Below are 15,056 nucleotides of genomic sequence, written 5' to 3' on the forward strand. Positions count from 1 at the left end.
AATAATAATAATAATAATAAACAAGATGAAATCTAGAATTTATTAAACAATCATAAATACCAAATTAAGGAGGGATTATATGAAAACAGCTATCATTCACGACTGGTTAGTAGTCTACAGTGGTGCGGAAAAAGTCTTAGAAGAAGTGCTGAAGATCTACCCAGATGCTGATTTGTTTAGTACGGTTGATTACTTACCAGAAGGTCAGCGTGATTTTATTATGAATAAAAAGGTTAAGACAACATTTATTCAAAGGCTTCCTTTTTCTAAGCGTAAATATCGGACCTATCTTCCGTTCATGCCTTTAGCAATTGAACAGTTGGACTTATCAGAATATGATTTAATCATTTCTAGCTCTCATGCTGTGGCTAAAGGAGTTATTACCGGACCAGATCAGTTACATATTTCTTATGTGTATTCACCTATTCGCTATGCTTGGGATTTGCAACACCAATATTTAAGGGAAACTGGTATGGACAAAGGAATAAAGGGTTTTGTCACAAGATATCTTCTACACAAGGTTCGAAACTGGGATTCCAGAACTTCGAATGGTGTAGACTTTTTTATATCTGTTTCAGACTTTATCGGGAGAAGAATTTGGAAGGTTTATCGTAGAGAGTCTGAAACGATTTATCCACCTGTTGATGTATCAGCATTTGCTTTTCACGAACAAAAAGATGACTTTTATTTAACCGCTTCTAGAATGGTTCCGTATAAAAAGATTGATGCGATTGTTGAAGCCTTTTCGTTGATGCCAGATAAGAAATTGATTGTGATTGGTGATGGTCCTGACTTTAAGAAGATTAAAGCGAAAGCAGGCCCGAATGTTACGTTGCTTGGTTATCAATCTTTTGATGTATTGAAAAGTCACATGCAACGTGCAAAAGGTTTTATTTTTGCAGCGGAAGAGGATTTTGGTATAACGCCATTAGAAGCACAGGCATGTGGTACGCCTGTGATTGCATACGGTAAAGGGGGATCTCGGGAAACTGTTCGAGGCTTTAATGAATCAGTAGATCCTACTGGTTTATTTTTTTATCACCAAACAGCAGAAGCTATCAAAAATGCTGTTGGTCAATTTGAACAGTTAGAAATAGATCCACAGCATTGTCGAGCGCATGCGATTAAGTTTTCACCAGAGCGCTTTCGGACAGAAATAAAGGATTTTGTTGATGCGAAAATAGTGAGTAGACAAGAAAAGCTGTCAACTATAGAAGAGAAAAGCGTTACCCAATCATTTTCAATTACGGGTATTAAATGGCGGAAGAGAATGTACAAAGTTGGTATGTAAGTAACTTTGATGAGGGGGTATATTTTGAATGATTCAGAATCAATTGACCGATCAGCAACTGTATGTTCAGTCCAAAGATAACGTGATTCACAGTAACGAACAAAAGCAAAGGCTTGTGAGTATGGAGAACGGCACATGTTATGACTTAGGAGAAATAGGGCAAGTCATTTGGGAGGTTCTCGCGATGTCGGCTACTATTGATCAGATTGTGACGATTCTAACTACTGAATTCGAGGTTGAAAATGAAGCGTGTAGAAGTATAGTTTCGGTATTTATAGATGAGTTGTTAGTTGCTGGTTTGATTGAAGCGGATCAGGAATCAAGGTGATTAGCGATGAAAACAGTGGCTGATAGGTCCAAAGAACTTACATTGTTGATCGAACTCTTAGATGCTGAAAAGATTGAAGGGCTCAAACAGGATAGTGAATTGCTGTCAAAGATTGATTGGCAAGCGTTTTTAGAATTATCGAGCTACCATCGTGTCTATCCGATTATCTATAAAAATATCAAGTTGCTAGATAGTCCGCTTGTTCCAACTGGGGTAGTTGCTACGTTGCATCGTCATTACGTAGAGAATACGATGCGAATGATGCAATTGACTGCTGAAATGGAGCGGGTATGTAACGTATTCAATCAAGAAAGCCTTAAGATGATCATCTTAAAAGGTCCAATTCTTTGCTATCACCTATATCAGGACTTATCTTCACGGACATCGAATGATTTGGACATATTAATAGATCTAGATGACTTGGATAAAGTGACTACCGTTCTCGGTACGCTTGGTTACCAGATTGCATATGAACCACCAAGAATGTTGGAGGATTGGAAGGTACAGAATCATCATATTGAATTTTACAATAAAGAAAAAGGTTGTGAAATTGAGATCCATTGGAAGTTAAATCCTGGACCATCGAACGAACCGTGTTTTGAGGAATTATGGCAAGAAAAAGTCCGTGTTCCAGTCACAACAACTGAAGTTTATGGGCTTGATCAGGCTTATCTGCTTTTTCATTTAATCACCCATGGCGCGCGTCACGGCTGGTTTAGACTGAGATGGTTGACCGATATCGATCAGTTACTTAAGCAGACAGAGGATCAAGAAAGAATTATTTCCTTATTAAAAAAATATAAATATAGTTACCTAGTTGGTCAATATGTCCAACTTGCTAGTGATGTATTAAAGCAACCAATAACAGCCGAATTACTACAATACGGTACATCAAAAAAAGCAAGAAGTCTTGCCAAACAAGTGGCAACTTTTATCGAGAATAAAATAGATATAGATCATCCACCATCAGGGTGGGAAAAAAGCTGTAAGGATTATCTGTACCGTATTAAAAATCACTATCAGAAATGGCAAGCTTTTATTCGAAAAACGTACCCGAATTCATGGGATGCGCAAGTACTCCCATTACCAAAATCACTCTATTTTCTATATATACCATTACGACCTTTCCTAGGATTGTGGCGCTATACGCGTAGACGGTTCTTTTCTATCAAGGGTTAGTCGTTCATTATGTCTATTTATCAACTGATTCTTCAGTTGGTTTTTTTTATACAAAAAATAATGGAAAGGCAGGGATACTATGAAACTTGTACTCTTATCTGGAGGTTCTGGAAAACGATTATGGCCACTATCAAATGATGCAAGATCGAAACAATTCTTGAAAGTCTTAACGAATGAATTTGCGGACAAAGAATCGATGGTTCAGCGTGTTTGGGGACAATTAGCGAAGAATGATTTAGCAAAGGATTCTATTATAGCAACAAGTAAGAATCAAGTTGACATGATCCATAATCAGATTGGCGTAGGTGTGCCGATGGTGGTAGAACCTGAACGTCGTGACACGTTTCCAGCAATTGCACTTGCTGCTGTTTATTTGTATGACGTGAAAGGCTGTAGCCCGAGTGAAGTTGTCGCGATGCTACCAGTCGATCCTTATGTAGAAGATCACTTCTTTTCAAAAGTAAAAGAATTAGAGGATATCTTACTAGAATCGGATGCGGATCTAGCGTTAATGGGTGTGACACCAACGTATCCTTCTAAGAAATATGGTTATATTGTACCGAAAACAGCTGATGAAAAGCATTATGTAACGGTTGATTCGTTTAAAGAAAAACCAAATGAAGCGACTGCGACAGAGCTCATTACGAATGATGCACTATGGAACTGTGGGGTGTTTGCATTTCGATTGGATTATATTTTGAATCTGTTAAAAGAAAAAGGTCTACCAATTCAATATGATGCGCTCTTAAAACAGTATCCCCTGTTACCTAAAACAAGTTTTGATTATGAAGTTGTTGAGCGTGCAAACCATATTGTTGCCTTACCGTATGATGGATTTTGGAAAGACCTTGGTACGTGGAACACATTAACAGAAGAAATGGCGTCTAACTTGGTTGGTAAAGGGATAATCGATGAAACACTAGAGAACTCCCACATCGTCAATGAATTAGATATTCCAATTGCGTTGATTGGTTTAGAAAACGTGATTATAGCCGCAAGTCCTGATGGCATTCTTGTTTCGAATAAAGATGCCAGTGCCAAAGTGAAAGATTATGTCAACGGGTTTGCTGGTCGTCCGATGTATGAAGAAAGAAGATGGGGTTGGTACCGTGTACTAGAATACACAAAGTATGAGGAAGGTAACGAAGTATTAACAAAACGAATCGGGATAAATGCAGGTAAAAACCTTAGCTATCATGTCCATTACAAGCGAAGTGAGATATGGACAGTGATTAAAGGTGATGGTGTCTTAGTTCTAGATGATCAAGTGCGTCACGTAAGATCAGGAGATGTTTTACACATACCATTAGCTACCAAGCATGCGATTAGAGCAACGACTGATATGGAATTTATTGAAGTGCAAACAGGTAGCGAATTAGTAGAAGAAGATGTGCATCGATTTGCAATGAAATGGGAAGATATTGAGGATATTATGCGCGCATATATGTTAAGTAACTAAGGTTTGAGCCGTGCTTCTTCTCAAAAGCGGGAATCTAGCATTCTAATAAGAAAGTAAAATTTATTCCTAACAGAAGCAGTAGCTTTTTGAGGAGGAGGGCCTATGGATTGGGTAGAGAAATATCAGAAGTGGAAACAGTTTGATGGTCTGGATGGTGGCATAAGACACCAGTTGAACGCGTTTGAAAGAGATCTAAGCGAATTAGAAGATTGTTTTTGTGAAGAGATCGTGTTTGATCAGGATGGCATGTGCGGTGAAATTGGACCGGGTCCTAATCGAATCAATATATATACGATAAGAAAAGCGGCAGAGGGTTTGGCACGTTTTATGGAAGGGCAAAGTATTTATCACCGTGTAAGAGGTGTGGTAATTGCTTATGATTCACGCTTTCGGTCAACAGAGTTTGCATTAGAAGTGGTCAAAACACTTGGCATTCATGGCATACCTGTTTATTTATTTGATCGAATGCGCCCGGCGCCATTGCTTGCTTTTGCTGTTCGTTATTTACGTGCTTACGCAGGGGTAATGATAACAGCTGGTCAACATCCTCCAGAATATAATGGTTTTAAAGTTTATGGGCCAGATGGAGCGGATCTTTCAGACAAGGACGCGGTATTACTAATCGACAAAGTGAATCAAGTCAAAGAGCAATTAGCTATTAAGATAGCGGATAAAAATGAACTCCTACATTTAAGATTATTAACGATACTACATGACAATGAAATCGAACGGGCGTACATGATGCAACTTAAAAATGTAATGAGAAAATCAGAGCTTATCCAAAACTACTCGAATAACTTATGTATCGTCTACACGCCTTTACATGGTGCTGGTAATTCACTTGTCCGAAACGGCTTGGATGCAATGGGCTTTACGAATGTCCATGTAGTGGTCGAGCAAGAGTTGGCTGATCCAACATTTTCAACAGTGACATGTTTAAATCCAGAAGAAATAGAGGCTTATACGTTAGCAATAGAATATGGCGACCGTTTAGATGCGGCTATTTTACTTGCAACAGATTCCGATGCGAATCAAGTAGGTGTTGCGGTTAAAAATAGTGTCGATGCCTATCAGGTGCTAACAAAGATTGAAATGACTGCGTTACTCCAACATTATAGGCATGAAAAAGGGTTGATACCAGTCAGCAAAAGTGCGGAATTTGATGCGATTCACATCTGTATGATGCTCGCTGAAGTAGCGGCCTATTATCAATCAAAAGCAATGACGATGTATCAAGGGCTCTTAGACATTACCGAGAAATCTGGTGGATGAAATGCGCATGACGGCTGACGCAAGGAGAGAATAGGATGAATAAAAAGTATACGGTATTAATTGCTGAAGATCAGTTACTCTTTCGTGAAATGATTATAAATATATTTGATGAAATGGACGAATTTCTCGTGATAGCGAGTGTAGATAACGGGGAGGAAGCAATTGAATTTATTAATAGAAAAGAAGTTTTCCCAGATCTTTGTTTGCTAGATATTCAAACGCAAAAAATGACGGGTGTTATTTATGCAGAGCGATTAAAAGATTTATTTCCGAAAATGAAGGTAGTTTTGTTAACAGATTTAGCTGGGGAATCCTTTATTGAGAAGGCGTTGTCTGTTGGGATAGATGGTTACGTATTGAAGGAATCTAGTCTAGACCAATTTAAACAGATGTTACGGTTTATTATCGAAGGTCAGTTTATTGCACCACAACACCTTATTCATCATTTTTCTGAGCGACTAATTACGTTACAGGGGATTGAGCAGGATGGTTCGATGTTTGCGATTAAAGAGCTTTTTAAAGAGGAAAAGGATTTAGATTTAAATGATCGAGATTATAGATTAATTCAATTTGTTAATAAAGGATGGACGAATCAGATGATTGCCAATGAACTTTCGATTAAAGAGGGTACGGTCAAGAATTATATCTCGGGCATGTATAAGAAACTGCATATAAGAAGTCGGAGGGAACTGATGCAGATCCTGATGAAGACGACAAGTTGACATGGATAAACTTAAAAAAGTAGTGTCCTTACCGTTTGATAAAAAACGCCTTTATATCGAAGTGTTTGTCCTGTTAGCATGGGCTCGTATTCTAAAAGCCTTACCATTTGGTCGAGTTGCTCCTAGTTTGGGTGAAAAATCAGTGGAGACGTCAGAAACGATTGCGACAAGTCCATCTCTAATTAGCGACATTTCAAAAGCGATTGCACTTATTAGCCGTTATACATTCTGGGAAAGTGCTTGTCTTGTTCAAGCAATAGCTGCAATGAAAATGCTAGAAAGAAGAAAGATAGAAAGCACCTTATATTTAGGGACAGCTAGAGACAAGGAAGGTAAAATGATCGCACATGCGTGGTTAAGAAGTGGCCCTTTTTATGTAACAGGAAGCAGTGTGATGCACAACTTCACTGTTGTTAGTGTGTTTGGCAAGTTTATTGATAGAGGGGAGGGAAGACATTGAGCGCGATTGCTGGCATATATCATCTAAACAAACAACCTGTCTCATCAAAGAATAGCACATGTATGATGGATAATTTAAGCCAATTTCCTGCAAATGACGTAAGTGTTTGGCAAAAAGAAAATGTTTTCCTTGGTTGCCATGCGCAATGGATTACACCTGAATCTATTGGTGAAGTTTTGCCTTACTATGATGCTGAACGACAGTTAGCGATCACAGCCGACGCAATTATTGATAACAGAGCGGAGTTATTTGAATCCTTACAAGTTGATAAAGCGAAAAGAAAAGGCATGCCGGATAGTCAGTTGATTTTACTTGCATATTGTAAGTGGGGAGAAGATGCACCGAAGTATTTGATTGGTGACTTCGCATTTATGATTTGGGATGAGCGCGAGCAAAAGCTATTTGGAGCAAGAGATTTTTCTGGTATGCGCACACTTTATTATTTCAAGAATCATGAGCATGTTGCTTTTTGTACCACAATAGAACCTTTACTTGAGTTGCCGTTCATTGAGAAAAAGTTGAATGAAGCATGGCTTGCTGAATACTTGAGTCTGACAATGGTTGTCGATACAGCAGATTCATTTCTAACACCTTATCAAACGATACAGGAAGTTCCACCATCACATAGCATTAGGATTGTAAAAGGCGAGGTTCGTTTTAGACAATATTGTTCTTTACTTGAGGGTGAAAAGTTAAGCTATCGATCAAATCACGAATATGTCGAAGCTTTTCAAGAAGTGTATCAACAGGCAATTGATGCGCGATTACGCACGCATCGACAAGTCGGTGCGCAATTAAGTGGCGGACTTGATTCAGGATCAGTTGTTAGTTTTGCAACAAAAACGTTAAAGAAACACAACAAACAATTACATACGTTTAGTTATATTCCAGAGGAAGGCTTTGATGATCAGACGCCGAAATATTTAATTGCGGATGAGCGCCCTTATATTTCAGCTACTGTTAACTATGTCGGCGGAATAAAGGATTATTATCTAGATTTTGCTGGGAAGAGTCCTTATTCGGAAATAGATGATCTTCTAAAAACGATGGAAATGCCTTATAAATTTTTCGAGAATTCATTCTGGCTCAAGGGTATGTTTGAGGAGATGAATGCACATGACATAGGGATTCTGTTAAGTGGTGATAGAGGAAACTTAACGGTTTCATGGGGGAATGCACTGGAGTATTACGCGAAACTAATCAAGAAAATGCGCTGGATCAAACTGATGCAAGAGGTTAACCAACTTACGAAACATACTGGCGGTTCACGGCGAAAGAAGTTGTCTATTATTAGAAAGCATGCGTTTCGATCCCATGAGAAAGAAGCATATCAACTTCCCAAAATGATCAATCCAGCTTTTGCTACACGTACAGGCGTGTATGCGAAGTTAGAGAAATACGGAATTGATCAGTCTGGTTGGTATGGTTCAGATGAGGATAGTGATATGCGATTAAAGCATTTTGAGGCATTATTTCATTGGAATGCAACTGGTACGCTATCAACAAAGTTGTCATTAAAGCATGGACTTTGGAAGCGAGATCCAACTAATGATCTACGTGTCGTGCGTTTCTGTTTGGCTTTACCAGAAGATCAATTTGTCCAGAATGGCTATGATCGTTCATTAATCAGGCGTTCTACTGCGAATATGTTACCAGATAAAGTCAGGTTAAATCAACGGATTCGAGGTGTGCAGGGAGCAGATTGGGTGTATCGAACAGCTCCGGTATGGGATGAATTTATTGCTGAAATAGAATGCCTAACGAAGGATGCTAGGATGCTAGCATTATTGAACGAAACAACAATTAAAGAAGGATTAGAAAAGATTAAAAAGGGACCACAGCAAGAATTAGATGATGATCCACATTATCGCGTCTTGATGCGTAGTCTTATTGTCTATCGATTTATCAAACAATTTTCTTGAAAGGGGGTGATTGAATGACGAAACAAGAATGGAAGCAACCGGTGTTAGAAGTGTTAGATGTTAGCTTGACAATGGCAGCTGAAAATCCAGGTACAAGACTGGATGCTGCATGGTCAGAAGGTACACTTTATGAAGACTTAACATGGAGCTAATTTTTGGGGAATAGGAATACTTACTGTGGAAAGGGATGTCCAATCAGGGCATCCCTTTTACTTACTATGGAGAGGAACTTTCTTAATGATAGAAAAATTGTATTACCATGCATTTGGTTTGGATATCGTTAGTGATCGCGTATTACCAGAGCTAACGCAAGTAGTGACGCCTATGGCCAGTTATGAACTAACGATTGAAAATGGTAAGCTTTCTGAATTATGGGCGACTTTAGCTGATACGAGTAGTCACTTTGTTGTGAAGGAAAAAGCTATTTTATTTCATGTACCTGATACAGCGATTTTCTTAATAGAAAATGGAAATCGGATTGTCGTCTCTCCGATTGATGAAACGAAGCATGATGAAATTCGGTTATATCTTCTCGGCACCTGTATGGGCGCATTATTGATGCAACGAAAATTACTTACCTTGCATGGCAGTGCCATTGTTATCGATGGAAATGCGTATGCGATTGTTGGCGATTCTGGTGCTGGAAAATCGACCTTAGCTTCCGCTTTTTTACAAAGAGGTTATCACTTGTTGAGTGATGATGTTATTCCGATTACTTTTTCAAGTGAGGGCAAGCCACACGTGATTCCTTCGTACCCAAGTCAAAAGCTCTGGATAGAAACATTGCAACAATACGGGAAAGATACAAGCCATTTGAAGCCAATTGTATTCAGGGAAACGAAATTCTCCGTACCAATTGAAAGCCAATTTGCTTTTAATAGGACACCTTTAGCTGGTGTATTTGAGCTTATTAAAACTGATAATCAGGTAATCACGCTAAGAACGATTGAAAAGCTAGATCAATTTTATTTGTTATATAAACACACGTATCGCAACTTTTTATATGCACGAGCAAGTTTAATGGATTGGCATTTTCAAACTTCTATACAAATTGCTAGTCAAATCCCGATATATCAGCTAAAACGACCAACAGGACGATTTACAGCGGGTGAATTGGCTGAATTAATTTTAGCAACAATCGAAGGGAGCAAAAGTTTACATGAATAAAGTGGATACGATATCGATCAACCAACGCGTTAGCCAAGTTGAGGGAAACATTGTAAGTGATATGGACGGGGAAAAAGTAATGCTTAGCGTAGCAAATGGAAAGTATTATAATTTTGGTGTTTTAGGTGGAGAAATATGGAGTGAAATTAAAGAAGCAATTACGATTCAAGCATTGATCACGAAACTTGTCGGCCGTTATGATGTAACAGAAAAAGAATGCGAGGAACAAACAATGGCTTTTCTTAATCAATTAGCGGCAGAAGGGTTAATTCGGCTTGATGAGTGATAGGTAATAAAATGAGATATGGAGGTGAAAGAGATGAATCACGTTTTTTATTTTTTTAAACAAATACATGCACAGACTGGAAAGGCGCTCTATATTAATACTATCGCAATGTTAGGGATTGGTTTACTCGATAGTGTTGGGATACTGTTGCTAATTCCGATGATTAGTATGAGTGGAATTGTTGACCTAAATGCAGTAGATTTACCTTTTATGCATTTATTTGGTTTCCTAGGTAACTTCTCCGATACGGTTGGCTTACTTCTTATTTTGACTGCTTATGTAGGTATTGCAGTCGGTCAGAACGTATTAAAAAGGCATATTACAATCAAGAATGCGATTATTCAACAAGGATTTTTACGATATCTGCATTTAGAAACATATGGTTCGATACTAAAGGCAAATTGGAATTTCTTTATTAAAAACAGGAAAACAGATATTATTCACATATTAACCGCAGAAATTGGACGTACAAATGCTGGTACACAGGCATTTTTAAATTTTATGGCCTCCTTTATATTTACTATTGTTCAAATTGCGCTTGCTTTTTACCTTTCACCAGCCATTACAGGATTCGTTTTGGCATGTGGTTTGGTTTTATTACTGTTCAATCGGAAATTTTTAAAACGATCTGTTGTATTAGGAAATCAGAATTTTGAAATTGGAAGAGAGTATCTTGCTGGAATAACGGACCAAATAAATGGAATGAAAGATATTAAGAGTAATTCGTTAGAGAAGCCGCGAATGGATTGGTATCGTTCCATTACAAAGAAAATGAAGAATCAACAAGTAGATTTCATGAAACTAAAAGCTACTTCACAAGTTTATTATAAAATTTCCTCGGCAATATTTATCGCGATCTTTATTTTTTTTGCGATTCAGTTATTTGCAGCGCAAGCGGCACAATTAACTTTAGTTATCGTGATTTTCTCTAGACTGTGGCCAAGAGTCGCTGGGATTCAAGGTTCAATGGAGCAAATTGCAGTCACAATCCCTTCATTAAAAGTTGTTCGATCTTTTCAAAAAGAAACAAAGGATGCAATTGAGTTTAAAGAAAAGGTGCGAGCTGTTGCTAAACCGATTCAAATTGAAAAGGGGATCCAATGTGATCACGCATCGTTTCGTTATGATAAAAAGAAACCGACATTCGCTTTAACGGATATCAACTTGTTCATTCCTGCCAATCAAATAACCGCAATTGTTGGGAAGTCAGGTGCTGGCAAGAGTACGTTAATTGATTTGTTAATGGGACTGAATCAGCCAGAATTCGGGTTGGTGTTAATCGATGGCATACCACTTCAAGAGGACCGCGTACTTTCTTTACGTGAATCGCTTAGTTACGTATCTCAAGACCCATTTCTATTTAATACAACCGTTAGAGAAAACTTATTACTTGTAGCACCAACAGCTAGTGAATCTGATTTATGGGAAGCACTCGAATTTGCTTCAGCAGCTGATTTTATTCGGAATTTACCAGACGGACTGGATACGGTTATTGGAGATAGAGGAATTAAGTTATCAGGCGGGGAGCGGCAGCGACTTGTATTAGCTAGAGCAATTTTACGCAAACCCTCTGTTTTAGTATTAGATGAAGCAACGAGCGCGCTCGACACAGAGAATGAATTGAAAATCCAACAAGCAATAGAACGCTTAAAAGGCACAATGACGATCATCGTAATTGCCCACCGGTTATCCACAATCCGCAACGCTGACCAAGTAATTGTATTAGACGAAGGTAAAGTCGTGCAACAAGGCGGATACCAACAACTATCAGACGAAACAACAGGCGTCTTTCGTAAATTGGTTAATCAGGCATAGAGATGGTGGGGCGGGAAGCGGGGGACGGTTCTCTGCTTCCTTTTGGGAGTTGTTTTGTGTTTGATCACATAGGGGGTCGAGTTGATCACATATGGATGGAAATGATCACAAGCGCTTGGATTTGATCACAAACAGTAAAAAGGGTGTGCACATCATGTATGTGTGCACCTTTTTTTGGGTTGTATATTATGTGTATTTAGTTATGAGTCAAATGACTTATAATTGTTCTTTTTCAGTGGAGTTTATATATCAGAAAGTGAATGTTTCAGTACTGAATTTTACACAATATAGATGATTTCAAAAATATAGAAGAGGTAATACAGTATCTGAAATAAATTTGAGTACCAGCCATTTCTCGATAAATAAATGAATGCTTATGGTCTAATAGGAAGTCTAGTAGAGAGAAATCTCTGTGAGGCTTCTTTTAAATTGAAAACTTGCCTGAAAAGAAGGTTCTTTTTAGCTTAGTATAGTAAAATGTACCAAAGGTTATAAAATTTAATTTCGCGTATAAAACTTAACCTGTATCATTAAATGAGGAGGTTTACTTTTATGACAATTAAGATTGGTATAGTTGGAACAGGAAATTTTAGTGAGAAGCACGCAGCTATTTTAACTGAAATAGAAGATGTAAAGGTGGTTGCCTTTTGTGGCACAAGTAAAATGAAAGCGGATAAAATGGCGTCCAAATTTGTAGATGCTAAGGGGTATGATGATTTTCATGAAATGTTGGACGCTAACAAACTAAATGCGGTATATCTTTGTGTCCCACCCATGTCTCATGGAAAAATGGAATTCGAATTAATAAAGCGTCAGATACCTTTCTTTGTGGAGAAACCACTAGGAGTGGATAAAGATATTCCAGGAGCGATTTTATCTGAAATTAAGAAAAAATCATTGCTAACGTCAGTGGGTTACCATTTTCGATATAGCGAATCGGTTCAAGAGTTGAAGAAGTTACTGGATTTACAAACAATAGGGATGATCTCGGGTCAATGGATTGGAGGTATGCCTGGTGTATCGTGGTGGAGAAATCAAGATTTATCTGGTGGTCAATTCAATGAACAAACGACACACATTGTAGATATATTACGATACATAGCGGGTGAGGTAGATGAAGTTCATGCCTTTTTCGGTAATCGAGTCATGCATAAAAAAGTAGAATCACTAACAGTTGCGGATGTTGGAACGGTAAATTTAAAGTTTAAAAATGGAATTATCGCAAATGTTTCTAATGCATGTATTTCACCTGATGGGCTTAGTAAGATTGGTATAACGGCTCACACCGATAAAGCTATTGTAGATTGGAATCAAAACGTATTGCGTATTGCAACCGAAAAAGAAAATACAGCGTACAGCTATGAATCAAATCCGTATTTATTAGAGAATATGGCTTTTGTTAACGCTTTACGTACAGGAGATTCTTCGTTGATACTGTCTGATTATGAAGATGCATTCAAAACTCAACAAGTAACGAGTGCTGCACTTGAATCTGTACTAAGCAACGGTACTATCAGGCTCTAAATGTACCCTGTTCTTTTAAAGAGTGAGGATGCTTGCTTATATACGTAATTTTGCTTAAACTTACTTGAGGTTAGGTTAATTTATATCAATCTTCACATCAAACAGATGCAATGTCGCTGTTTATTGATAGATTTGAGAAAGAGTCCACAAATGAATATAGTTTTAGAAATGTAGCAGAACATCAAGAATGAACGGAAGGGATGACTTATGATTAACTACAAAGAAAAGATTAAATATGAAGAGGTACCGGCTCCTAAAATTGAATTTGCAACCGAACCAGTGGACCTAACGGATGAAACAATGCAGCTACACAAAGAAAAAGTGCTAGAGCGAATGAAAGAGGAAATGATGGACGTTCTTCTAGTTTATGCAGACAGAGAACATGGAACTAACTTTGGTTATCTTGCAGGGTTTGAACCAAGGTTTGAAGAGGCTATCTTGGTTTTGCATCAAAGTGGTAAGACATACATGTTATTAGGAAATGAATCGCTTCGCATGCAACAGTATAGCCGGATACAAGTAGAAGCAATTGCTATCCCACATTTCTCCTTACCAAATCAACCAATGGGAAATAGTAAGACATTCTCAGAATTAATTCAATCTGCCGGAATTGAAGCTGGTATGAAGATAGGTATAGCTGGGTGGAAGATGTTTACAAGTGAAATGGATGAAAACAATCAACTGTTTGACACACCATATTTTATAGTAGAAGCCGTGAAAAACCTGGTAGGAGATGCTGGACACGTTTGGAATGCAACCTCACTTTTCATACACCCTGGTAAAGGGGCTCGAGTCAATATGAATGCTAATGAAATTGCACATTATGAATTTGGAGCATCCCTAGCTTCTTCACGTATTATGAAAATGTTGGACAAGCTAGAACCAGGTATGACGGAAATGGAGCTAGCTGATGAGTTGGCGGCTTACGGACAACCAAATAATGTACAGACAATATGTGCAACAGGTGATCGTTTTACTAATGCGGTAGTAGCACCAAGAGCGAAAAAAGTTAGTGTGGGTGATAAGTTTTCATCAACACTTGGTTTCAGAGGTGGTCTTACTAATCGTTCTGGCTATGTAGTTGCATCTTCAGATGAACTACCAGAAGATGTATCCGATTATCTAGATGCAGTGGCTCGACCATACTACGCAGCTAATGCTACCTGGTATGAAAATATTGAGATAGGTATGACTGGTGCAGATATGTATGACGTAATTGAATCTGTACTTCCTAAATCAGTTTATGGTTGGAAATTAAATCCTGGTCATTTAACCGCAGGAGAAGAGTGGATGTCTTCGCCAATGTATCAAGGATCAGATATTGCTGTTTCAAGTGGCATGCTTTTCCAGGTTGATATCATCCCAAGTGTCCCAGGATATGGTGGAGCAAATGCAGAAGACGGTGTTGCTATCGCTAATGAAGCGTTAAGAGAGGAAATTGCTGAAAAATATCCTGATGTATGGCGAAGAATACAAGCACGTCGAGATTATATGATGAATACGTTAGGTATTCGTCTTAAGCCAGAAGTGCTGCCAATCTCAACTATCAATGGTTATTATCGACCGTTTCTATTGAATAAAAAATATGCCTTTAAAGTTAATCAAGAAAAGTAAGAGGGCTTAAGAAGCAG

General features: G+C 38.2%; 14 protein-coding genes. All 14 read left to right on the top strand.

Annotated features, from left to right (window positions below; translation table 11 throughout):
* Window positions 1–79 precede the first annotated feature (79 nt).
* The 14 genes from D2K60_RS03340 (at window position 80) to D2K60_RS03405 (ending at window position 15,039) form a co-directional block, all read left to right on the top strand.
* Window positions 80–1,291, top strand: a complete 1,212-nt coding sequence (locus D2K60_RS03340) for a glycosyltransferase family 4 protein (protein ID WP_117168565.1) — start codon at window positions 80–82, stop codon at window positions 1,289–1,291.
* A 28-nt stretch (window positions 1,292–1,319) separates the two neighbouring features.
* Window positions 1,320–1,619, top strand: a complete 300-nt coding sequence (locus D2K60_RS03345) for a PqqD family peptide modification chaperone (protein WP_117168566.1) — start codon at window positions 1,320–1,322, stop codon at window positions 1,617–1,619.
* 6 nt (window positions 1,620–1,625) lie between these two features.
* Complete coding sequence (locus tag D2K60_RS03350; RefSeq protein ID WP_117168567.1) at window positions 1,626–2,798, top strand: nucleotidyltransferase domain-containing protein; 1,173 nt, start codon at window positions 1,626–1,628, stop codon at window positions 2,796–2,798.
* A 79-nt stretch (window positions 2,799–2,877) separates the two neighbouring features.
* Window positions 2,878–4,257: a sugar phosphate nucleotidyltransferase gene (locus D2K60_RS03355; RefSeq protein ID WP_117168568.1), complete on the top strand. Its 1,380-nt coding sequence runs from the start codon at window positions 2,878–2,880 to the stop codon at window positions 4,255–4,257.
* A 102-nt stretch (window positions 4,258–4,359) separates the two neighbouring features.
* Window positions 4,360–5,529, top strand: a complete 1,170-nt coding sequence (locus tag D2K60_RS03360; RefSeq protein WP_117168569.1) for a phosphohexomutase domain-containing protein — start codon at window positions 4,360–4,362, stop codon at window positions 5,527–5,529.
* A 35-nt stretch (window positions 5,530–5,564) separates the two neighbouring features.
* Complete coding sequence (locus D2K60_RS03365) at window positions 5,565–6,251, top strand: response regulator transcription factor (protein WP_117168570.1); 687 nt, start codon at window positions 5,565–5,567, stop codon at window positions 6,249–6,251.
* Between the two features lies 1 nt (window position 6,252).
* The gene (locus D2K60_RS03370) at window positions 6,253–6,711 is read left to right on the top strand and encodes a lasso peptide biosynthesis B2 protein (RefSeq protein WP_117168571.1); all 459 of its coding nucleotides are present in this window, start codon (window positions 6,253–6,255) and stop codon (window positions 6,709–6,711) included.
* Complete coding sequence (locus tag D2K60_RS03375) at window positions 6,708–8,633, top strand: asparagine synthase-related protein (protein ID WP_117168572.1); 1,926 nt, start codon at window positions 6,708–6,710, stop codon at window positions 8,631–8,633. Before D2K60_RS03370 ends, D2K60_RS03375 begins: the two co-directional genes overlap by 4 nt.
* 14 nt (window positions 8,634–8,647) lie before the next feature.
* Window positions 8,648–8,785, top strand: a complete 138-nt coding sequence (locus tag D2K60_RS03380) for a paeninodin family lasso peptide (protein WP_117168573.1) — start codon at window positions 8,648–8,650, stop codon at window positions 8,783–8,785.
* A gap of 85 nt (window positions 8,786–8,870) precedes the next feature.
* Window positions 8,871–9,800 carry a phosphoenolpyruvate carboxykinase (ATP) gene (locus D2K60_RS03385; protein ID WP_117168574.1) on the top strand — a complete coding sequence of 310 codons (930 nt, stop codon included), beginning with the start codon at window positions 8,871–8,873 and terminating at the stop codon, window positions 9,798–9,800.
* A complete protein-coding gene (locus D2K60_RS03390) occupies window positions 9,793–10,086 on the top strand; it encodes a lasso peptide biosynthesis PqqD family chaperone (protein WP_117168575.1) in 294 nt (97 codons plus the stop codon). The genes D2K60_RS03385 and D2K60_RS03390 overlap by 8 nt, the downstream gene beginning before the upstream one ends.
* A 33-nt stretch (window positions 10,087–10,119) precedes the next feature.
* A complete protein-coding gene (locus D2K60_RS03395) occupies window positions 10,120–11,901 on the top strand; it encodes an ABC transporter ATP-binding protein (RefSeq protein ID WP_117168576.1) in 1,782 nt (593 codons plus the stop codon).
* 552 nt (window positions 11,902–12,453) lie between these two features.
* A complete protein-coding gene (locus tag D2K60_RS03400; protein WP_117168577.1) occupies window positions 12,454–13,425 on the top strand; it encodes a Gfo/Idh/MocA family protein in 972 nt (323 codons plus the stop codon).
* Between the two features lie 207 nt (window positions 13,426–13,632).
* The gene (locus D2K60_RS03405) at window positions 13,633–15,039 is read left to right on the top strand and encodes a M24 family metallopeptidase (protein WP_117168578.1); all 1,407 of its coding nucleotides are present in this window, start codon (window positions 13,633–13,635) and stop codon (window positions 15,037–15,039) included.
* Window positions 15,040–15,056: the final 17 nt, after the last annotated feature.

The organism is Paraliobacillus sediminis (genome assembly GCF_003426055.1).

Bases quoted from the DNA above. Each gene is read 5' to 3' on its own strand.
- D2K60_RS03340 (WP_117168565.1), top strand. From the start codon at position 80: ATGAAAACAGCTATCATTCACGACTGGTTAGTAGTCTACAGTGGTGCG.
- D2K60_RS03345 (WP_117168566.1), top strand. From the start codon at position 1,320: ATGATTCAGAATCAATTGACCGATCAGCAACTGTATGTTCAGTCCAAA.
- D2K60_RS03350 (WP_117168567.1), top strand. From the start codon at position 1,626: ATGAAAACAGTGGCTGATAGGTCCAAAGAACTTACATTGTTGATCGAA.
- D2K60_RS03355 (WP_117168568.1), top strand. From the start codon at position 2,878: ATGAAACTTGTACTCTTATCTGGAGGTTCTGGAAAACGATTATGGCCA.
- D2K60_RS03360 (WP_117168569.1), top strand. From the start codon at position 4,360: ATGGATTGGGTAGAGAAATATCAGAAGTGGAAACAGTTTGATGGTCTG.
- D2K60_RS03365 (WP_117168570.1), top strand. From the start codon at position 5,565: ATGAATAAAAAGTATACGGTATTAATTGCTGAAGATCAGTTACTCTTT.
- D2K60_RS03370 (WP_117168571.1), top strand. From the start codon at position 6,253: ATGGATAAACTTAAAAAAGTAGTGTCCTTACCGTTTGATAAAAAACGC.
- D2K60_RS03380 (WP_117168573.1), top strand. From the start codon at position 8,648: ATGACGAAACAAGAATGGAAGCAACCGGTGTTAGAAGTGTTAGATGTT.
- D2K60_RS03385 (WP_117168574.1), top strand. From the start codon at position 8,871: ATGATAGAAAAATTGTATTACCATGCATTTGGTTTGGATATCGTTAGT.
- D2K60_RS03390 (WP_117168575.1), top strand. From the start codon at position 9,793: ATGAATAAAGTGGATACGATATCGATCAACCAACGCGTTAGCCAAGTT.
- D2K60_RS03395 (WP_117168576.1), top strand. From the start codon at position 10,120: ATGAATCACGTTTTTTATTTTTTTAAACAAATACATGCACAGACTGGA.
- D2K60_RS03400 (WP_117168577.1), top strand. From the start codon at position 12,454: ATGACAATTAAGATTGGTATAGTTGGAACAGGAAATTTTAGTGAGAAG.
- D2K60_RS03405 (WP_117168578.1), top strand. From the start codon at position 13,633: ATGATTAACTACAAAGAAAAGATTAAATATGAAGAGGTACCGGCTCCT.